The sequence below is a fragment of the Oceanicaulis sp. LC35 genome (assembly GCF_052055585.1).
Lineage (GTDB): Bacteria > Pseudomonadota > Alphaproteobacteria > Caulobacterales > Maricaulaceae > Oceanicaulis.
This window is the reverse complement of the sequence record NZ_CP170485.1, coordinates 2,551,852-2,570,415: the sequence shown is the minus strand read 5'-3', so window position 1 is coordinate 2,570,415 and position 18,564 is coordinate 2,551,852. Positions and strand designations below refer to the sequence as shown.

Here is an 18,564-nt window from a genome sequence, read left to right as displayed (position 1 = left end):
CTTGAAGCCGCTGAACTACGCCTTTGCCCGCGAACGCGGCGTTGCGCTTCAGACCGGGGAGGTCCCGGTCTTTCTCCTGCGTGAGGATGCAGATGCGCTGGCGCTGGTGGAGGCCCGCCGGGCGGCGGGGCAGGCGTGTGAAGTGCGTACACTGGACGCCCGCGCCTTTGATCGGGCCCTGTCTGAAATCTACGCCTTTGATGGTCTCGCCCATTCCATGTCGGACCGGGCCGAGGATGAGGCGGGCGAGAGCCTGTCTGACATCATCAACGACATCCCCAAGACCGCCGACCTTCTGGACAGCGCGTCCGACGCGCCGATCATTCGCCTGATCAACGGCCTGATCGCCGAGGCCGTGCGCTCGGGCGCCTCTGATATTCACGTCGAACCGTTCGAGGACCGGGTGTCCGTGCGCCTGCGCGTCGATGGCGTCTTGCGTGAAATGGTGTCGCTGAGCGGGCGGCTCGCTCCGCCTTTGACGAGCCGCATCAAGGTGATGGCCCGGCTCGACATCGCGGAAAAACGCATCCCCCAGGATGGCCGCCTGACCCTGACGCTGGCGGGCAAGGGCGTGGATGTGCGGGTCTCAACCCTGCCGTCGCGCTATGGCGAACGCGTCGTGCTGCGTCTTCTGGACAAGGACAGCGCGCGCTTCACGCTCGAACAGCTCGGCATGTCTCCGCGCCAGCTTGAGGACTTCCGCAAGGTGTTGACCCAGCCCAATGGCGTGGTGCTGGTCACCGGTCCCACGGGTGCGGGTAAGACGACGACGCTCTATGCCGGGCTGAACCTCCTGAACGATCAGACCCGTAATATCCTGACCGTGGAAGACCCTGTGGAATACGCGGTTGAGGGCGTGGGCCAGACCCAGGTGAACACCAAGGTCGGCATGACCTTCGCGGCGGGCCTGCGCGCCATTCTGCGCCAGGACCCCGATGTGGTGATGGTGGGCGAGATCCGGGACGTCGAGACCGCCGAGATCGCGGTGCAGGCCTCTCTGACCGGTCACCTTGTTCTCTCCACCGTGCACACCAATTCCGCCGCCGCCGCGGTAACGCGCCTTCGCGATATGGGCGTTGAAAGCTATCTGCTGGCGACCACCATCAAGGCGGTGGTGGCCCAGCGTCTGGTGCGTCGCCTGTGCCCGTCCTGCAAGACCGCCTATGAGCCGGATGCGGGCGAGCAGCGCATGCTGGAGCTGGAGCCCGGCGAGACCGCGCTGTTGTACAAACCCAAGGGCTGTGACAGCTGCGGCGGGTCCGGCTATCAGGGGCGACGCGGCGTCTATGAGCTTTTGGTGGTGGATGATGCTGTCGCCTCGATGATCCACGAGGATGCGCGCGAGAGCGAGATCGCCCGCCACGCTTTCGCTCATCGCAATACGCTGTGGCGCTCGGGCGTGGAGCTGGCCAAGGCCGGTGAGACATCGCTGGCGGAAGTGATGCGGGTGTGTCGCGAGGATGGCGAGCGCGATGGCGGCGTTTGAGTACGAAGCGCTCGACGCGGCGGGCAAGCGCACCAAAGGCCTTCTGTCCGCTGATAGCGAAGCCGCCGCGCGCAAGGAATTGCGGCGCCGTCGGCTTGCGCCGCTATCGGTGTCGCGCGCCAGCGAGAAAACTGGCGGCGCGAACCCGGTGGCGAACCTGTTCAAGCCCAAGGGCCTGTCTGAAGACGATCTGACTGGCGTCACCCGCCAGCTCGCCACTCTGATTGACGCGGGCATGCCGGTCGAAGAAGCGGTGGGTCTGGTGGGTGGTCAGGCGGACAAGGGCCAGGTTGGCCGCGTCCTGATGGGCGTGCGCGAGAAAGTGGTTGAGGGCGAACGCCTGTCAGACGCCATGGCGCTCTATCCCGATAGCTTCCCCGGCGTGTATCGCGCCATGGTCGCGGCGGGGGAAAGCGCGGGCGGTTTGGGGCAAGTGCTCGACCGTCTGGCCGATTACCTTGAAAAAGCGGGCGCGCTGAAGCGCCGGGTGGGCGCGGCGCTGATCTATCCCAGTGTGCTGGGTGTGGTCGCGCTTCTGGTGGTCTGCGTTCTGCTGGTGGCGATCGTGCCGAAGATCGCCGAGCAGTTTGAGACCATGAACATGACCCTGCCGCTGATCACGCGGGTCATGATCGGTCTGTCAGACGCGCTTCAGGCCAGCTGGCCGATCCTGATTGTCGGAATTCTCGGTGCGGTCCTGCTCTATTCGGTGCTGATCCGGCGAGAGCCCGTCAAACGCGCGGTCCAGACCAGCCAGCTTGGCCTGCCTGGCCTCGGCGGTTTCGCCCGCAAGGTCGAGGCGGCGCGCTTTGCGCGCACCATGGCGATCCTGATCAATGCGGGCGCGGTGCTGCCCGAAGCCCTGCGCGCGGCCCGGCGGGCGTCGGACAATCTGCCCTTCCAGACGATGCTGGGCGCGGTGATAGAGCAGGTGGAAACCGGTAAGGGGCTGGCGGCTGCGCTTCGTCAGGCGCGCTGGTTCCCGCCGCTGATGGTCTACATGGTAGCGGCGGGCGAACGCTCGGGCCGTCTGGCGGAAATGTTCCAGCGCTCCGCCGAGCATATGGAGGCCGAGGTCGATGGCGCGATCACGGTGGGTCTGAGCCTGCTGGAGCCGGGCATCATCATCGCCATGGCCGTGATCGTGGTGGGGATCGTGCTTTCGATCCTCTTGCCGATCCTGCAACTGAACACTGCTGCGCTGGGTTAGCGCGGCCAGCAAGGAGACTGAGACATGCTGCTCACCAAACAGGACGCGCGCCGTCTCGAGGATGAGGAAGCCGGGCTCTCGCTCGTGGAGGTCATGGTGGTCGTGGTGATCATCGGGCTTCTGGCCACCATCATCACCATCAATGTCCTGCCCATGCTGGGTCAGGCCAATTCCTCCACCGCCCAGACCCAGATCAGCCAGCTTGAGCAGGCGCTGGAAACCTATCGCCTGCGCATGGGTCGTTATCCCAGCACCGATGAAGGCCTGGATGCGCTTGTGACCCCGCCGGCTGACGCCCGTCTGGCGACGCGTTTTCCCGAGGGTGGTTTCATCAATAATCTGCCCACCGATCCCTGGGGCAATGACTTCCTCTACCTCTATCCGGGTGAGCATGGCCGGTTTGATGTCTGGACGCTGGGCGCGGATGGACGCGAAGGGGGTGAGGGCGAAGACGCCGACATTGGCAACTGGAACGCCGAACAGGACTGATGCCTCGTCCGCCCCGATCCTCTGAAGCGGGCGTCTCGCTGATCGAGACGCTGGCGGCGCTGGCGATCATGGCGCTGGTGACGGGCGTGGCCGTGGTCATGCTCCAGCCTGAGGATTCCCCGGCCCAGCTCGAAGGCGAGGCGCTTGTGCGCGCGCTCAACGAGGCGCGGCAGGATGCGTTGGTGTCGGGCCAGCATGTGGGGTTCGGCGCGCGCTTTGACGGGCGCGGCTATCAGTTCTACCGCTTTGAAGAGGGCGTCTGGCGTGTTCGCACCGACCATCCCGCCTTTGACGCGCAACGCTTTGAAGACCCAGATCTGATCCTCGTGGTGCAGTCTGGCGCTATCGCGCAGCGCGGCGAGGCTTCGCTGGAAGATGCGGCGGCGCTGGAAGGTCCCGAGGTCTGGTTTGACCCCACCGGTTTTGACCAGCCCTTCGCCTATGAATTGCGGGGCGCGGACAGCGTGCGGATGATCGAACGCGATGGCGAGGGGCGGTTGAATCTGCGCGATCCGGATACGCCGTCATGACCGCGCGCGCTCAGGACGGATTTTCGCTGATCGAGATGCTGGCGGCGCTCGCCATTCTGGCGCTCGCAGGCGTGGCGCTGATGAATGCGCTGAGCACCTCGGCCCGTTCGGCGACGCTGGCGCGCGAGATTACGCTGGCGCAGATCGCGGCGCAAAACCTTCTGAGCGAGGCTTTGCTGAACGCCGGTCCTGGCGCGATGCGCGATCAGCGTGGCGAATATGCGCTGGGCGGGCAGAGCTTTGACTGGGCGCTGGAAGTCGATGATGCGGGCCAGCCGGACCTTCTGCGCCTGCGACTGGTGATCTCCGAACCGGACTCTGACGCCGTGCTCTACACGCTCGACACATTGCGGAGGACGTCATGACCCGGCGGTCCGAAGCAGGCTTCACTCTGGTTGAGGTGATGGCGGCGGTCATGGTCTTCGCCCTGATCAGCGCGATCAGTGTCGGGCTGTTAACGACCGCCCTGCGCTCCAAGGAAACCTCCGAAGCGGTGATGGCCGAGCTTGCCGCCGTGCAGCGCATTCAGGCCCTTCTCAGCGAAGACATCGGCCAGATGGTGATGCGTCCGGTGCGGGACGAGGACGGGCTGACCGATCCGCGGGTGTTTGCGCTCGATGTTCAGGGCGCTGATCCCCTGAATCCGGTGCGCGAGGGCGAGCCGCGTGAAATTCTGGTGCTGACGCGCACCGGCTGGGCCAATCCGGGCGGGCTGCAGCCGCGCTCGGGTTTGCAGCGCGTCGCCTGGATCTATGACGGGGATCATTTGTGGCGCGAAGCCAGTCTCTATCCTGATCTGGCGCAAGGCGCCGCGCCCGTCCGACAGATGATTGCGGAGGGGATTTCTGATCTTCGGATCGAGGCCCTGATGACGGGCGTCTGGACCGGCGTGATCGAGTTGCGGCCCGGCCGCAATGGCGAAGCGGCGGCGCAGGCGCCGCGCGCCGTACGCCTGTCTTATGTCCAGTCCACACTGGGCGAGATGGAGCATGTGGCCTTGTCGCCGACTGCGGAGGTCGGGCGATGAGTGAACGTCAGAGCGAACGCGGGACGGCATTGATTGCTGCGCTATTGCTGGTCGCACTGATGGCGGCGGTGGCGGTGCAGCTGATGGATGTGACCCGCTTTGCAGCCTTCCGCACCGCCCAGATCGATCAGCGCACGCAGGCTGTCTGGATGGCGCGCGGGGCGCGCGATCTGGCCGAGGCGGCCTTCCTGAATGCCGGAACTCCAGGCCGGGCGGTGATGCGCTCTGACGAATTATGGCTGGCGGGACCCGTGGTGTTCCCGCTTGAGAACGGGCAGGTTGTGGGCGAGATCCAGGACCGCAATAACTGCCTGAATATCAACGCGCTGGTCGACCAAGACGCTGATGGCGACGACCCGCTGGACAGCGATGCGCGCACCGCGGACGTGCAGTGGCGGCGACAGGCTTTCCTGACCCTGTCTCTGGAGATCGGGGTTCCGGCCGGTGAAGCAGAAGCCTTGCTGGCGCAGATCACCGACTGGATTGATGCGGATCAGTCCGCCGAGCCGGGCGGCGCGGAAGACCGTACGTATGGCGCCTACGCCCCGCCCTATCGCGCCGCGAACCAGCGCTTTACCGAGCTTGAGGAATTGCGGGCGCTGCCGGTGATGACGCCGCCGCTCTACGCTGTGTACCAGCCCTATCTGTGCGTGTTGCCCCTGGCCGAACAGCCGGCCCTGAACATCAACACACTCGCGCTTGACCAGAGCGTGCTGCTCTCGGCGCTCTTGCATGAAGAGCTTGATCCGGCGGATGCAGAGACATTGCTTTTCCGTCGTCCGCCTGCCGGTTATGAAAGCCTGGAAGAGGTTTGGGCGGATCCGCTGCTGGCGCCGCTGGAGCTGAGCGATGCGGAGAAGACGCGTCTGACCTTGCGCAGTCGCTGGTTCGAGATGGAGGTGAGCGTGCGCCTCGCCGAAACCCGATTTCATATGACAGAGCTGGCTGAATTGAATGAGGGCGGGGATCTGCGTCGTCGCAGCCAGCGCTTTGGAGCCTTCTGATGACTGACGTGCTGATCCTTCAGCCGCCCTCTTCGGCGATGGCGGAGCAGACTGCCCGCTGGAGCGTGATCCGCGCCGGGGCGGTCATCGCCGAGGGCGTGGCGGGGCCGGGCGCAACGGTTCAGGCGCCGTCCGGAACGGTCATCGAGCGGGCTGTGATGGTCCTGCCGTCCGAGGATGTGTTCATCCGTCGCCTGCCGGTTCCCGGACAATCAGAACGCGATGCGCGCCGCGCGGCGCCCTTCCTGATCGAAGACCAGATCGCCCAGCCGCTTGAGGATGTCGAAGTGAGCCTCGGCCCGGTGGGCGAGGATGGCGCGCGCTGGCTGGCGGCGGTGGATCAGGGCCTCCTAAAACGCTGGCGCGAGATGCTGTCCGGCCTCGATATCGCCCGACTTCACACCCTGCCTGACGGCATGGTCCTGACGGGACATGGCGGCGATCTGACGGTGATGGGATATGGCGAGCGTGTGGTCTTCCAGACCCGCGCCGGGGATCTGGGCGCAGCGTCACAAGAGGCAAGCGAGGCGCGTGATCTGGACGCCGCGCTGGCCGACCCGGTGTGCGGGGCGATCGAACCGCACCTTCTGACCCCGGTGCTGGCCGGGCTGGGGCGTCGGCTGCAGCCGCGGCGCGTTCTGATCAGCGCAGACCTTGATCCCGGCCCGATGGCGCCTGACGACACGCCGATTGCGGTCAAGCGGATCGAAGCGCCGGACCTGCGTCTTGCCGCGGCGGCTTTGCCGGTTGAAGCCATGGACGCACTTCCCGCGATTTGTGGCGACGCCTTTGCAGCCAAGCTTGACTGGTCCGCCCTGATGCAGCCCTGGCGCTGGGCGGCGGGTCTGGGGCTTGTCGCCGTTCTGGGCGCGTCTGCGCTGATGATGGGGCAGGCGGCCTATCTCGAGGATCGCGCCAACCGCTATGAGGCGGCGCAGGAGGCGGAGTTCCGCCAACTCTTCCCCGAGGCGCGGATCGTCAATGTTAGCGCCCAGATGCGTCAGGCGCTCAATGGCGTCAGCGGCGGGGGTGCGGGCGGGGCCGGCTTCCTGCCGCTCGCCTCGGTCCTCTCCGAGGTTCTGTCGGATGTGGACGGCGTGCGGGTAGACTCCCTGCGTTATGACGCCAGCCGGGGCGAATTGTCGGTCACTGCGCTCTATTCCGGATTTGGCGATTTTGAACGCTTGCGTCAGGCGGCTGAAGCGCGTGGCGCGGTGCTGGAGGATGGCGGCGCACGACAGGGCGCAGCCGGGGTTGCAGGCGAGTTTACGGTGAGGCTGCCATGAGCCAGATGACGCTTTTCTCCCCGCTTCAAAAAGCCTTTCAGGCGCGCACGCCGCGCGAACAGGTGCTGCTGGCCGGGCTCGCGGTTCTGTTGCTGCTGACGGTGCTGTGGTTTGGGGTTCTGGCCCCGGCAATAAACTGGCGGTCAGACGCCGCCCAACGCTACGCCAATGCGGCTGAGGGCTATGAGACCCTGCTGGTACAGGCTGCCGAGTATCGCGCGCGCTCGGCGCAGGCGGTGACTGCGGGGGATCGTGAACCCTTGCGGACATTGGCCGATCGCACGGCGCGGGAGCGCGGTCTGTCCATCAGCCGGGTCCAGCCTTTGGAGGACGGGCGTCTGGGCGTGTGGATGGAGCAGTCGGATGCGGACGCCCTGATGGGCTGGCTGAGCGTTCTGGCCCGTGAGCATGGCGTGAGCGCCGAGCGGGTGAGTCTGGACCGTGAGAACGATAACCGCGTGCGCGCCCAGCTCACTCTGGTGCGCGCCGGAGGGGCGGGATGATGCGGATTGTACTGGTTCTGGGATTGCTTGCCGCTCTGGCGGTTGGGTTGATCGCGAAGGCCCCCATGCGGCTTGTCTATGACGCGCTGGCGCCCGTCGGGATCGAGGCGGGGCTGGTTCAGGGCACGGTCTGGAACGGCCAGGCGCTTCGGGTGCGCGTCGCCGGAACGGACATCTATGAAGTGCGGACGCGCTTGTCGCCCATGTCGCTTCTGACGGGGCGGCCGGGCGTCACCCTGTCGGTGGCGGACCCTGATATCATCATGACGGGCGAGCTGGGTCTTGGCGGAGAGGGCGTTCGGGTCTGGAACGCCAGAGGGGCGGCGTCGACTTCGGTCCTGCCGGGCCTGTCGCGCTTCGCCTTCCTCAATGATGCGGGCGTTCAGTTTTACGATGTCAGTGTGAGCTTTGACCGGGACGGCCATTGCCTTGCCGCCGAAGGCGTCGCCACGAGCGCGGCGCTGGCGGATGCGGGCGCGTCTTATGATGTGGACCTGCCGATCCTCGACATGACGCTGTTTTGCGCTGGTGAGGATCTGGCGTTGAACCTGTCCGGTCAGGGGCCGGTGCTGGACCTTGAAGGTGTGATCCGTCTCAATCCCCGCGAGCCGCGCTACCGGATCGTGGCGACGCCGCATGACCGTGATGGCGGACGCGTGCTAGCCTTGCTGGGCTTTGAAGCGGACGGCGCGCGCTGGATCGCGGACAGTGATGTACAGGAAGAGGGCTGAGGATGCGTTGGATTCTGGCTGGCCTATGCGCGCTGGGCGTCAGCGCTTGCGCAACCGGGGCGCCGGATCGCGCGCCTTTGATCGAACAGGCCCGCAGCACGCCTGACCGCGCGGACAGCCTGCCGCCTCAGGAGCTGGCGGATGGTCAGTGTGGCATCTTCCTGTTTGGCATGGGCGAAGGGCACCCCTTCGTCGTGTTCGAGAATGAACGCGCCGGGCGCGCGCTGATCCTGCATGACGGGGTCATTCACGAGTTGGGAGCAACGCCGCAGCCGGGTGCGTTTGTGCTGGGGGAAAGCTTTCGCCGGGTCTATCTCGACCAGACAGCCAGTCTCGTCTTCACCCTGACGGGAGAGGTCGGCGAAGCGACAGGCTCGGGCCCGCGTCTTGAGAATGTTCTGCTGCGCGCCCGCGCCATGGACGGGTCCGAAACCGTGCGTCCGCTGGGCGGTGTCTACTCCTGCCGGACCGGCGCGCAAACGGCGCCGGGCCGGTTCTAGAACCCGGCGGGGCCGGACAGCCCGGTCCGCTGCAGCACCCAGACAAGCCCGATCCCGAATGCGAGGAAGGGCCCGAAGGCGATCATGCTGTCGCCCGTGACCTCCTTGCGCAGGACGTATTTGAGGGTCAGCGCGAAGACCAGCGCGGCAAGGCTGGAAAATAGCAAGATGGCGGGTAGGGCCAGCGCGCCGCACCAGGCGCCGCCGGCGGCGAACAGCTTGGCGTCTCCGCGTCCCAGACCCGGACGGCCCCGCGCGCGCTCATAGCTCTTCTCGATCAGCACCAGCGCGGAATAGCCCGCAATCCCGCCCAGGGCATGCAGCCAGACCGTCAAGCCCAGAAGCGCGGCTGCGACTACGCCGCCCGCAATCAGCGGCAGGGTGATGCGATCAGGCAGGATGAAACGCCGGGCGTCGATCACCGACAGGGTGATCAACGCGCCCAGAAGCACAAGTGTCAGAAGGGGGCTGAGGACGGCGACCATACCGCCCTTATCCCCTCCATAAGGGGTTTCGCCAAGTCAGCGAGGCAGATCAGTCCCGATCCGGCGCCGGAAGAACCGCAAAGGCCTGGGCGATGGCGTCCAGATAGATCGGGTTGTGGCTGCGCTGATAGGCGCGGAGCAAGGCTTCGGTCAGCTTGATGATGTGATCATCCCCGTGCCGGGCGGCGCGATAGGCCGGATAGTTCGGGGGCAGGGCCCGGATCGGATCGGGCGCCTGAAGGGCCAGCGGCGTAAAGGCCGCCATCAGGGCCGCTCCGTGCTCGAAGGCGCGGAACAGAAGCCGCCGCCCCAGGGCGTCCGGAACCAATGTCGAGAGGGTGCGCGCCGCGGCGGTCGCGGTGACGGCATGGGTGAAGACGATCACGGTATAGGGCGTGCGGGCATAGGCGATGAACAGGCGCGTCATCTCCTGCATCAGCGCATCAAAGCGCAGCTCAAGCGCGCCGGACAGATCCACCAGACTTGTGACCTCTGCGAAGTCGTCAGCATGGACGAGCTGGGCATAGCCTGCGGTGATGGCGCCTTCGCCGGGCGCATGCGCCTCAGGCAGCAGCGTGATCCAGCTCAGCGTGGCGTGGAAGTCGAGCACGCCCTGATTGGGGCGGGGTTCGACGGGCAGGGGCGAATATCGGTCCGCCCAGGCCGCAAGGGCGTTCGCCAGCGCGTTCAGGCGTACCGGCGTCTCGTGCGCGTGCAGGGCGCGCGCCATATGGGCGGTTTGCAGAATGGCGTGACAGGCGGAGCTGGAGAACCCGTCCACGAGACGATGGACCCACAGGCTCAGCACTTCGCGCCAGGGCCTGTCCTTGAGCTCGTCCCGGAAGAAGGCGCGCCACTCAGGGTACCGGGTTCGACCGCCGATCAGAGCGCGCCAGTCATCGGGATCAAGGGGCGCGCCCTCCGGGCCTGCCAGGGTGAAGCTGTCCGCCTGCGCCTCAAGCCAGGCTGGCGCCTCATCGCCCTGACCCATCGAGCAGAGCGCTTCGACCGCCATCGGGGCGTGATTGTAAAAGCCGTTCGTCAGCGCCGGAGACACCGCGTCCAGCCGGGTGAGTGCGGCGTCGAGCTGGCGATAATCCGGGCGCGCTTTCAAAAGGCTGCCCGCAGCCTGGGAGAGGGCGCGGTCGGCGTGCCAGTTGCGGGGGGCGGGCAGGGCGATGTCGAGGGGGGCGGTCATGGGAAGGCTCCAACGATCAAGGTCTGATATTGGCAAGCCTACTTTCTCAAGCTAACTTGAGATCAAGGAAATTAAATCGAGAAATATCAGTTATATGGCGATCAGGCCGAAACTCTTGAAGATCGGGGAGCTGTCCGCGAGGACCGGCGTGCCCGTCTCCGCCATCCGCTATTACGCCGATGCCGGGCTGATGCATGCCTATCGGACGAATGCCGGGCAGCGCCGTTTTGCGCGCGCCGACATACGCCGTGTCTCCTTCATCCTGATCGCCCAGCAATTGGGGCTCAGTCTTGAGGAGATCGGCGCGATCCTTCTGCGCCTGCCTGACGGGCGGACGCCCAGTCGTGAGGACTGGTCGCGCATCTCAGAAGGGATCAAGGCGCGCGTTGAGGCGCGCATTTCAGAGCTGGAACGCATCCGCGAGCGACTGGATGGCTGCATCGGATGCGGATGTCTGTCTCTGGAAACCTGCAAGCTCTACAACCCGCAGGACAGGCTGGGCGCGCAAGGGCCGGGCCCGCGCCGTTTGCTCGGCGACTGACCCGGCCCTCAAGCGCCGGCTCGTGGTGATCAGAGCGGGTAATCGCGCTCGGGATCCACGCCTGCCGTCTCAAGGAAGCTGCGCAGCTGACGCACTTCATCCTTGGGAAGCGAATGGGCGGCGTGGTGGAAATTGGCCGTATGCCCGTTCAGCGTGACAGCGAATTTCGCGCCGGAGCGCTCGCTGATTTCGGCGCCCAGATCGGTCAGGACATGCTCGACTTCAGTGGGCGACAGATTGGCCGGCTCGGGATGGGCGAACAGGGCGTGCAGGGTTTTTCTGTGTTTGTGGTTCATCTCGGTCTCCTCCCTCACTTGGGCTCTGGGACCAGAATGTCAGGGTCTGACGGGCGGGGGAATGCGACCCTGTGTCCCTTGGTGATGGCGATATAACCCTCTGTCTGTACGTGTGGTTTCCGAGATATTCACGCTAAAGTCGTAGATCGTCTTGGCCGGAGTCTGTCTTTTCGTTAACATTTACGGAAAGTGGAAACTGAGCTGTGAGTCTTCCATGCATCAGCCTCTGAGCGGTCTAAGGGTTCTCACCATCGAGCAGGACGGCGCGGGTCCATACGGCACCCAGCTGCTCGCCTCGCTCGGCGCTGACGTCATCAAGATCGAGAACCCCTCCACAGGCGGCGATAGCGGGCGCTGCGCCGGGCCCTATTTTCTGGGCGAGTATGACAGCGAGTTCTTCCAGACTTTCAATCGCGGCAAACGTTCCATGGCGCTGGATCTCAAGGATCGCGGCGACCGGCGCATATTCGAGCGTCTGCTGTCGACAGCGGATGCATGCGCCAACAATCTCAGGGGCGATCTGCCGGCCGAGCTGAAGGTGGACTATGCCCATCTGGGCCGGATCAAGCCTGACATCGTCTGCGCACACCTGTCCGCCTATGGCCGGGAGGGGGAGCGGGCGCACTGGCCGGGCTATGACTATCTGATGCAGGCCGAAGCCGGTTTGATGGCGATGACGGGCGAGCCGGACGCGCCGCCGACGCGGTTCGGCATGTCCATGATCGACTATATGGGCGGCACGATGATGGCTTTGGGGCTGGTGTCAGCCGTGCTGGGCGCCAAGCGTTCGGGCCGGGGCTGTGATGTGGATGTCTCGCTCTATGACGTGGCGCTGCACCAGCTGTCCTATCCCGCCACCTGGTATCTCAATGAGGGCAAATGCGCGGAACGTCAGGAACGCTCGGCCCATCCCTCGGTAGCCCCCAGCCAGCTTTTCCGCACGGCGGATGGCTGGATATTCGTGATGTGTCAGGCGCCGAAATTCTGGGGCGCGTTCTGTCAGGCGATCGAGCGCGAGGATTTGCTGTCAAACCCGGCCTATGCCGACATGGCGGCGCGCCGGATGAACCGCGACAAGCTTCAGGCCGAGCTCGACGCCTTCCTGTCCACGCGCACGACGGCGGAGTGGATGACGCGTCTGGGCGGGGTGGCGCCCGCAGCGCCCGTGCATTCCATGTCCGCCGCGCTGGGCGCGTCACAGGCCCGGTCCCGGATTGAAACCGTGTCACACCCCGACAAGCCGGGCGGGCTGAAAATGGTGCGCGATCCTGTCCGGATCAACGGCCAGAACGCGCCGACCTGTCGTGCGCCCAAGCTGGGCGAGGACACGCGCGAAATCCTCGATGAAATGCTCAATGACAAGCCCGAGGACCGGGCGGCGGAGTGATCAGTCCGCCTCGCGCTGCATGGTCATTTCATAGGTGAAACGGTCTGCCGGGTGCACGGTGTCGGACAGCGCGATGATGCGTCCGCCCTTGTCATAATACCGGCGCATGGTGCGCAGCACGGCGGAGCCGGGTTCGGCGTCCAGCACATCCGCTTCACTATCGGTCAGAAGTCCGCCTGCGATGGTCTGTTCGATGCGGGCGGTCGGCGCGCCGCGTTCGGTGGCCATCCATTCGGTGACGCCGCCATTGAGCTCGACGAACACATCGACCGGCGGGGCCAGGTCGGCGCGGATATACATGTCCGTCAGCGCGACAGGGGCGCGATCAGGCTGGCCGCGCAGGCCGTGCACATGCAGGTAATCCCCGCCCGGAGCGACGCCAAAGGCGCGAGCGACGGCGGTATCCAGCGGCCCCACATGCTGGCGCAGCGGCTTGAGCCGGGCGGTGCGGGTGTATTGCATCAGGTCGTCCACGCCGCCCAGGCGCTGGGCGAAACCGGCGCGGGCCTCGGACGCGACCACGACAGTCCCGGCCCCGCGGCGGCGGGCGATCAGCCCAGCTTCGGCCAGCATGCGCAAGGCTTCGCGGACCGTATGGCGGGACACGCCGTATTGTTCGGTCAGGGCATGTTCGGTGGGCAGCAATTCGCCCACAGCCGGATTGCCGGCGGCGATGCCGGCCCGCAAGGTTTCCGCGAGCGTCATGTAGCGCGGCGCGCTGGAGACCGGTTCTACGCCAGAAGTATCGGACACAGGATCCTCCCGCCTTGAAAAGACGCGGCTAACATAGTCGCTGCGACGGGGAATGCGAGTTGCGCCTGCATTGTGCAGAGCAACACGGATCAGGGTTTGGGAAAGTTCGGCCGACGTTTCTCAAGAAAGGCCTGATAACCTTCCTGAAAATGATCGCCGGAAAAGGCGTCCAGAAACAGCTGACGCGTCTCAACGCAATCCTCGTCCTGCCCGGCTTCGATCAGGGCGATCATCTGCTTGGTGATCCTGGCCGTATGGCTGGAGGTCTGGGTGATGTGATGCACATACTCCTCGACCGCTTCGGCCAGAACGCCTTGCGGCAACAGCCGGTTAATCAGCCCCATCTGCAGCGCGGTCTCCGCATCCACCAGTCGCGCGGTGAACAGAAGGTCCTTGGCTGCAGACGCGCCCACAGCACTGACCAGGCGGCGCATGTCATTGAAAGGATAGACCAGACCCAGCTTGGCGGGGGTGACGCCGAAACGCGCGCCCTGCGCGGCGAAGCGCAGATCACAGGCCAGCGCGATGGCGCAGCCGCCGCCCACGCATGCGCCCTCGATGGCCGCGAGGGTGGGTTTGGAAAAGCGCGCCAGACCGTCCAGAGCGTCTCCAATGGCCTTCGAATAGGCCTGGGCGCGCTCGGCGGTGGCGTAGACCTCCTCGAACTCGGAGATATCCGCACCAGCCGCAAAGGCCCCGCCCTTGCCGCGCACCACCAGAACCTGAATGTCGCGATCCGCTTCCGCTTCGGCCAGCAGTTCGGGAATTTCCCGCCACATCGCCTCGGTCAGGGCGTTGTGCTTGGACGGGCGATTGAGCACCAGCGATGCAATTTCGCCGTGACGGGAGAGATAGATCTGTTCTGCGTGCATGGCTTTGCCCCGGAACTGCATCCTGCGTGGAGCGTTGTTTGCGCCTGAATGTGGTGAATCGTCAAGAAATTAGGGGTGAGGCGGATTGTCCCCGGAGAAAAAATTTTATCCGTACCCTGCCAAAAAACTTGACGTCATCCGGGAAAGGTGACACTTTTATAACGGTGAGCAATATAGGAGGTCCACATGTCTCATCTCGTTGGTGTGGGTCTGATTGCCGCCTGGTTGGGCTTCGCTCTGCTGGCGCCGCGTCTGGCGTCTGCTGAAGTGACTAGCCTGCTGGCCCTGGTTGGCATGGTGCTGACCCTGGTCGTGCTCTTCGCTACGGGACGGCTTACGCGGCCTGACCCGCTGGCGTTGAACCTGACGGCACGGCGTCCGTACTGGGAAACGCGCTAACGCGCTATTCCACGGCGACAGACCCGAAACAAAAAAGCCCCGGCGCCTTGGCGCCGGGGTTTTTTGTTGTGCGAGCGCGAAGGCGGATCAGGCGAAGGCCTGAAGCCCGGTCATGGCGCGGCCCAGAATGAGGGCGTGCACGTCATGGGTGCCTTCATAGGTGTTCACGGTCTCAAGATTAATGGCGTGGCGCAGGATGTGATACTCCTCGGCGATGCCATTGCCGCCATGGATGTCGCGCGCCTCGCGGGCGATGGCCAGCGCCTTGCCGCAATTATTGCGCTTCATCATCGAGATGGCTTCAGGAACCCACGCGCCCTGATCGAGCATGCGGCCGAGCGCCAGCGCGCCCTGATAGCCCAGCGCGATCTCGGTCTGCATGTCAGCGAGCTTCTTTTGCACCAGCTGGGTTCCGGCAATCGGCTTGCCGAACACCACGCGTTCCATGGCGTAGTCGCGGGCGGCGTGCAGGCAGAACTCGGCGGCGCCCATTGCGCCCCAGGCGATGCCATAGCGCGCCTTGTTCAGGCAGGAGAACGGACCGCGCAGGCCTTTGACATGCGGCAGGATATTCTCGTCGGGCACAAAGGCGTCATTGAGCGAGATCGAGCCGGTGATCGAGGCGCGCAGCGACAGCTTGCCTTCGATCTTGGGGCAATCGAAGCCTTCGGTTCCCTTGTCGACGATGAAGCCGCGGATCTCGCCATCAAGCTTGGCCCAGACCACCGCCAGATCAGAGATCGGCGAGTTGGTGATCCACATTTTTGCGCCATTCAGCACATAGCCGCCATCGACCTTTTTGGCGGTGGTGCGCATCGCGCCCGGATCGGAGCCGCCATCAGGTTCGGTCAGGCCGAAACAGCCCACATATTCGCCGCTGGCGAGCTTGGGCAGGTATTTGTGTTTCTGCTCTTCGGTCCCGAAGGCCTCGATCGGATACATGACGAGGGAGGACTGCACGCTCATCGCCGAGCGGTAGCCGGAATCAATCGCTTCCACTTCGCGCGCAATCAGGCCGTAAGCGACGTGCGACAGACCTGCGCCGCCATATTCCTCGGCGACAGTGGCGCCCAGCAGGCCCATCTCGCCCATTTCGGTCATGATGGCGCGGTCAAAGCTTTCCTCACGATAGGCGTCGACCACGCGTGGCAGCAGCTTTTCACGGCAATAGCTGCGGGCGCTGTCGGCGATCATGCGCTCCTCTTCGCTCAGCTGCTGCTGAAGGTGAAGCGGGTCTTCCCAGGAGAAGCTGAGGCCGGTCTCTTTCGCAGCCATGCGTGAATATCCTTCTTCGTCTTTGAGGCCCTATATGACCCGATGCCGGCGGGAAGGCCAGATACGGGCGGGCAAGCATCGTCTCTGATGGAGGTGGTAGCGGACCGGATGCACACCGGGCAAGCGAGCGGACAGGGCGGAGCTGAAGTTTTCCGCCTGACGCAGGCGTGAAGACCGGTCGCACCCTCTCATTCTGGACCTTTGCGCCAGAAGGGCGCAGGTTTCCGGTCCCGTGACCTGAGACCCCGGAGCGCCGCCATGAACCGCCCCTATCTGCCTGATGACATCGCCATCGCCGATCTTCAGACGCCCTATGCGTCTGCGCCCGAGCCGAAAGGCGCGCTCGGCAATGCGGAATACGCTGCGCGCAATGGCAAGCGGGTGCTGGCGGTGTTTGGCGCGGACTGGTGCCCGGATGCGCGCCGTTTCGCCAGTGTGCTGGCCCTGCCGCAGCTTCAGGACTTCCTGTCCCAGCGCTATGAAATCGTGCTGATCGATGTGGGGCGTTACGACAAGAATATCGATCTGGCGGCGGGCTATGGTCTTGAGAAGGTCGAGGGCGCGCCCGCCATCGTGGTCGCGGACGCGGATGGTCGCGTGGTGAATCCTGGCGGCGCCTATGACTGGCGCACCGCCCGGTCGCGCCGGCCGCAGGAGTTTGCAGACTTCCTCGCCGTCTATGCGGAGGTTCCGGCGCCATGACCCGGCAAGTCGTTCTGGTGGGGGCGGGCCACGCCCATATGGAAGCGCTGCGGCAGTCGCAGCGTTTCGTCAATGCCGGCATGACCCTGACCCTCATTGATCCGGGCGCATTCTGGTATTCGGGCGCGGCGACCGGCGTGCTCTCCGGCGCCTTGTCACCCGGCGCGGCGCGCCTGAACCCCGCCGAGATGGCCGGCCCGTTCCTGCATGTCCGGCAGAGGGTGCAGTCGGTGAACCCGGCTTTGAAGACGATCACGCTCGAGGATGGTCTGGAGCTGACCTATGACGTGCTGTCGCTCAACACCGGCAGTCATATTGCTGACACCCCCTTGCTGCAGGCCGGCGCTATCCCCGCCAAGCCGGTCAGTGCGCTCGCCGCGCTGCGGGCGACGGTTGAGACATCGGGCGGTCGCTTGCGTCTGGCGGTGGCCGGCGCGGGGGCGACCGGGCTCGAGATCGCGCTGTCCATGGCCAGCCTTCAGCGACGTCTGGGCGCGCAGCCGCAAATGGTGCTTGCGGGTCCTGAACTGTTGCCCGGCTGGCCGGACAAGGCGCGTGAGCTGGCCTTGCAGGCCATGCAGCGCTGCGGCGTCGAATATGTGCCCCAGCGGGTGAAAGATCTGTCGATGGGGCTGATTCATTTTGGCGAGCGTCGGGTCGCGCCGGTGGACATACTGGTGGCCGCGACCGGGCTCGCCGCCAATCTGCCGGACGGGCTTGAGGCCACCGTGGAGGGGCTGCCGGTCAACGAAGACCTGTCCTGGACTGGCGATGCGTCAGTCTTCGCGGTTGGGGATTGCGCGCGCATGGTGGATCACCCCCGGCCCAAGCTGGGCGTGTTCGGCGTGCGGGCGGCTCCGATCCTGATCCAGAATCTGATCAATGCTGCGGGCGGGCGCAGCGCCCGGCGTCGCTACACGCCGCAATCGCGCTGGCTGTCGATCCTGGATGTGGGGGACGGCACAGGTCTGGCGCGGTATGGGGATCTGGCGTTTCAGGGCAAACCGGCCCTGAAGCTCAAGCGCTGGCTCGATGGCCGCTTCCTGCAACGTTACAGGGTGGACGACTAATGGAATTTTCCTACGCCGAAATTCACGCCTTTCCCGATGGCGCCAAGCCGCACACCGGCAATCCTGCAGGCGTCGTGATGCTGCATCGTGACCTGTCGGACGCCGACCTTCTGGGCGTTGCGCAGTCCAACAATCTGTCCGAGACCGCCTATCTCAAGCCCATGGGCGAGAAGGATCAATGGGGGCTGCGCTGGTTCACGCCTCAGCTCGAAGTCGAGCTGTGCGGACACGCCACCCTGGCCTCTGCGGCCTGGCTGTTCGAGACCGGACGCGTGGTGGGACCCGAAGCGCGCTTTCATACCCTGTCGGGGCTTCTGAAGGTCTCGAAACTGGACGATGGCCGCTATCAGATGGATTTTCCGGTGATCGGGTATGAGCCGGGCAAGGCCGATCCGGCCGTGGTCGAGGCGCTGGGCGGGGGCGAGCCGGAGGCGGTCTACGAGATCGAGCGCGTGCACGGAAACCGCTATCAGATGCTGGTGTTCGCCGATGAAGGCGCTGTGGTCGGGCTGAACCCGGATATGAAGGCGCTTGAGGCCGCCCGCACCAATGTCATCGTGACCGCGCCCGGGCGGGCGTCAGACTTCGTCTCGCGCTTCTTTGGTCCCGCCAGCGGGGTGGACGAGGATCCGGTTACCGGATCAGCCCATTGCACGCTCGCGCCCTACTGGTTCCAGAAACTTGGCAAAAGCGCGCTCAAGGCCAGACAGGTCGGCCCGCGCTCCGGCGCGCTTGAAGTGCGCGCCGGATCTGCGGGCCGGGTCCTGCTGGTGGGTGACGCCTTGCGTTACCTTGAAGGCGTCATAAGGCTTTAGCCGAT

General features: G+C 65.2%; 23 protein-coding genes. 17 read left to right on the top strand and 6 right to left on the bottom strand.

What is annotated here, in order from left to right:
- The first annotated feature begins 1 nt into the window (after position 1).
- Genes gspE through ACFELO_RS12265 form a run of 11 tightly spaced genes read left to right on the top strand, consistent with a single transcriptional unit; the run spans position 2 to position 8,766 of the window.
- On the top strand, positions 2–1,486 hold the full coding sequence (gene gspE, locus ACFELO_RS12315) for a type II secretion system ATPase GspE (RefSeq protein ID WP_440958061.1): 1,485 nt from the start codon (positions 2–4) through the stop codon (positions 1,484–1,486).
- On the top strand, positions 1,473–2,696 hold the full coding sequence (gene gspF, locus ACFELO_RS12310; RefSeq protein ID WP_440958060.1) for a type II secretion system inner membrane protein GspF: 1,224 nt from the start codon (positions 1,473–1,475) through the stop codon (positions 2,694–2,696). Before gspE ends, gspF begins: the two co-directional genes overlap by 14 nt.
- 24 nt (positions 2,697–2,720) lie before the next feature.
- Complete coding sequence (gene gspG / locus ACFELO_RS12305) at positions 2,721–3,185, top strand: type II secretion system major pseudopilin GspG (protein WP_440958059.1); 465 nt, start codon at positions 2,721–2,723, stop codon at positions 3,183–3,185.
- Positions 3,185–3,715 carry a GspH/FimT family pseudopilin gene (locus ACFELO_RS12300; protein WP_440958058.1) on the top strand — a complete coding sequence of 177 codons (531 nt, stop codon included), beginning with the start codon at positions 3,185–3,187 and terminating at the stop codon, positions 3,713–3,715. The genes gspG and ACFELO_RS12300 overlap by 1 nt, the downstream gene beginning before the upstream one ends.
- Complete coding sequence (gene gspI / locus ACFELO_RS12295; protein WP_440958057.1) at positions 3,712–4,080, top strand: type II secretion system minor pseudopilin GspI; 369 nt, start codon at positions 3,712–3,714, stop codon at positions 4,078–4,080. Before ACFELO_RS12300 ends, gspI begins: the two co-directional genes overlap by 4 nt.
- Positions 4,077–4,742 (top strand): type II secretion system minor pseudopilin GspJ, encoded by a 666-nt coding sequence (gene gspJ, locus ACFELO_RS12290; protein ID WP_440958056.1) that lies wholly within the window; start codon positions 4,077–4,079, stop codon positions 4,740–4,742. The genes gspI and gspJ overlap by 4 nt, the downstream gene beginning before the upstream one ends.
- The gene (gene gspK, locus ACFELO_RS12285; RefSeq protein ID WP_440958055.1) at positions 4,739–5,746 is read left to right on the top strand and encodes a type II secretion system minor pseudopilin GspK; all 1,008 of its coding nucleotides are present in this window, start codon (positions 4,739–4,741) and stop codon (positions 5,744–5,746) included. Before gspJ ends, gspK begins: the two co-directional genes overlap by 4 nt.
- Entirely contained in the window at positions 5,746–7,032 is a 1,287-nt protein-coding gene (gspL, locus tag ACFELO_RS12280) for a type II secretion system protein GspL (protein WP_440958054.1), read from the top strand. The genes gspK and gspL overlap by 1 nt, the downstream gene beginning before the upstream one ends.
- The gene (gspM, locus tag ACFELO_RS12275; protein ID WP_440958053.1) at positions 7,029–7,535 is read left to right on the top strand and encodes a type II secretion system protein GspM; all 507 of its coding nucleotides are present in this window, start codon (positions 7,029–7,031) and stop codon (positions 7,533–7,535) included. Before gspL ends, gspM begins: the two co-directional genes overlap by 4 nt.
- A complete protein-coding gene (gene gspN, locus ACFELO_RS12270; RefSeq protein WP_440958052.1) occupies positions 7,532–8,266 on the top strand; it encodes a type II secretion system protein N in 735 nt (244 codons plus the stop codon). The genes gspM and gspN overlap by 4 nt, the downstream gene beginning before the upstream one ends.
- A gap of 2 nt (positions 8,267–8,268) precedes the next feature.
- Complete coding sequence (locus ACFELO_RS12265) at positions 8,269–8,766, top strand: hypothetical protein (protein ID WP_440958051.1); 498 nt, start codon at positions 8,269–8,271, stop codon at positions 8,764–8,766.
- Here ACFELO_RS12265 and ACFELO_RS12260 read toward each other — a convergent pair.
- Together ACFELO_RS12260 and ACFELO_RS12255 are read right to left on the bottom strand one after the other, a co-directional pair.
- Positions 8,763–9,251, bottom strand: coding sequence for a prepilin peptidase (locus tag ACFELO_RS12260; protein WP_440958050.1), 489 nt, complete (start codon positions 9,249–9,251; stop codon positions 8,763–8,765). The genes ACFELO_RS12265 and ACFELO_RS12260 overlap by 4 nt on opposite strands.
- Before the next feature lie 49 nt (positions 9,252–9,300).
- Positions 9,301–10,449, bottom strand: a complete 1,149-nt coding sequence (locus ACFELO_RS12255) for a questin oxidase family protein (protein WP_440958049.1) — start codon at positions 10,447–10,449, stop codon at positions 9,301–9,303.
- Positions 10,450–10,543: 94 nt separating this feature from the next.
- Here ACFELO_RS12255 and soxR point away from each other — a divergent pair, with 94 nt between their 5' ends.
- Complete coding sequence (soxR, locus tag ACFELO_RS12250) at positions 10,544–10,990, top strand: redox-sensitive transcriptional activator SoxR (protein ID WP_440958048.1); 447 nt, start codon at positions 10,544–10,546, stop codon at positions 10,988–10,990.
- A 29-nt stretch (positions 10,991–11,019) separates the two neighbouring features.
- Here the strand turns inward: soxR and ACFELO_RS12245 are convergent, their stop codons facing one another.
- Complete coding sequence (locus ACFELO_RS12245; RefSeq protein ID WP_440958047.1) at positions 11,020–11,286, bottom strand: hypothetical protein; 267 nt, start codon at positions 11,284–11,286, stop codon at positions 11,020–11,022.
- A gap of 214 nt (positions 11,287–11,500) precedes the next feature.
- Between ACFELO_RS12245 and ACFELO_RS12240 the strand changes: the two genes are divergently transcribed.
- Entirely contained in the window at positions 11,501–12,673 is a 1,173-nt protein-coding gene (locus ACFELO_RS12240; RefSeq protein ID WP_440958046.1) for a CaiB/BaiF CoA transferase family protein, read from the top strand.
- On the opposite strand, the gene ACFELO_RS12235 is transcribed toward ACFELO_RS12240, so the two are convergent.
- Positions 12,674–13,426 (bottom strand): GntR family transcriptional regulator, encoded by a 753-nt coding sequence (locus tag ACFELO_RS12235; protein WP_440958045.1) that lies wholly within the window; start codon positions 13,424–13,426, stop codon positions 12,674–12,676.
- Between the two features lie 89 nt (positions 13,427–13,515).
- Complete coding sequence (locus ACFELO_RS12230) at positions 13,516–14,298, bottom strand: enoyl-CoA hydratase/isomerase family protein (RefSeq protein WP_440958044.1); 783 nt, start codon at positions 14,296–14,298, stop codon at positions 13,516–13,518.
- Positions 14,299–14,484: 186 nt separating this feature from the next.
- On the opposite strand from ACFELO_RS12230, the gene ACFELO_RS12225 reads away from it, so the two are divergent.
- A complete protein-coding gene (locus ACFELO_RS12225) occupies positions 14,485–14,697 on the top strand; it encodes a hypothetical protein (protein ID WP_440958043.1) in 213 nt (70 codons plus the stop codon).
- An 87-nt stretch (positions 14,698–14,784) separates the two neighbouring features.
- Here ACFELO_RS12225 and ACFELO_RS12220 read toward each other — a convergent pair whose 3' ends face one another.
- Positions 14,785–15,972, bottom strand: coding sequence for an acyl-CoA dehydrogenase (locus tag ACFELO_RS12220; RefSeq protein ID WP_440958042.1), 1,188 nt, complete (start codon positions 15,970–15,972; stop codon positions 14,785–14,787).
- A gap of 258 nt (positions 15,973–16,230) precedes the next feature.
- On the opposite strand from ACFELO_RS12220, the gene ACFELO_RS12215 reads away from it, so the two are divergent.
- Genes ACFELO_RS12215 through ACFELO_RS12205 form a run of 3 tightly spaced genes read left to right on the top strand, consistent with a single transcriptional unit; the run spans position 16,231 to position 18,559 of the window.
- Positions 16,231–16,674, top strand: coding sequence for a thioredoxin family protein (locus ACFELO_RS12215; RefSeq protein WP_440958041.1), 444 nt, complete (start codon positions 16,231–16,233; stop codon positions 16,672–16,674).
- Entirely contained in the window at positions 16,671–17,744 is a 1,074-nt protein-coding gene (locus tag ACFELO_RS12210) for an NAD(P)/FAD-dependent oxidoreductase (protein WP_440958040.1), read from the top strand. The genes ACFELO_RS12215 and ACFELO_RS12210 overlap by 4 nt, the downstream gene beginning before the upstream one ends.
- A complete protein-coding gene (locus tag ACFELO_RS12205; protein ID WP_440958039.1) occupies positions 17,744–18,559 on the top strand; it encodes a PhzF family phenazine biosynthesis protein in 816 nt (271 codons plus the stop codon). Before ACFELO_RS12210 ends, ACFELO_RS12205 begins: the two co-directional genes overlap by 1 nt.
- Positions 18,560–18,564 lie beyond the last annotated feature (5 nt).